Source organism: Burkholderia sp. 3C (assembly GCF_054589155.1).
In genome coordinates this window covers 1-572 of the sequence record NZ_BAAILN010000045.1, presented here as the reverse complement: position 1 = coordinate 572, position 572 = coordinate 1, and the positions used below count along the sequence as shown (strand labels likewise).

The 572-nt window shown below is 61.9% G+C and carries 1 protein-coding gene; it reads right to left on the bottom strand.

The features are described from left to right. Nucleotides 1-572: GTP-binding protein (locus ACYP33_RS08985; RefSeq protein WP_459621094.1), on the bottom strand; the 572-nt coding region annotated here is incomplete at both ends.

The following is a 572-nucleotide window of genomic DNA, read 5'->3' as shown; positions in this document are numbered from 1 at the left end:
TCGGCCAGGTTCATGATCGCCACTTCGCCCAGCTCGCCCGTGTCGCCTTCCAGCGCCAGCTTGGCCGAACCCTTCACGATCGGCGTGTCGTCGCCCGGGAAGTCGTACTTCGACAGGAGTTCGCGAACTTCCATCTCGACCAGTTCGAGCAGTTCAGCGTCGTCCACCATGTCGCACTTGTTCAGGAACACGATGATGTACGGAACGCCAACCTGACGGGCCAGCAGGATGTGCTCGCGCGTTTGCGGCATCGGGCCGTCTGCTGCCGAGCAAACCAGGATCGCGCCGTCCATCTGTGCCGCGCCCGTGATCATGTTCTTCACATAGTCAGCGTGGCCCGGGCAGTCGACGTGTGCGTAGTGGCGGTTAGCCGTTTCGTACTCGACGTGTGCCGTGTTGATCGTGATGCCGCGCGCCTTTTCTTCCGGTGCCGCGTCGATCTGGTCGTAGGCCTTCGCTTCGCCGCCGAACTTCTTCGTCAGCACCGTCGTGATTGCTGCCGTCAGCGTCGTCTTGCCGTGGTCAACGTGACCGATCGTACCAACGTTGACGTGCGGCTTGGTCCGCTCAAA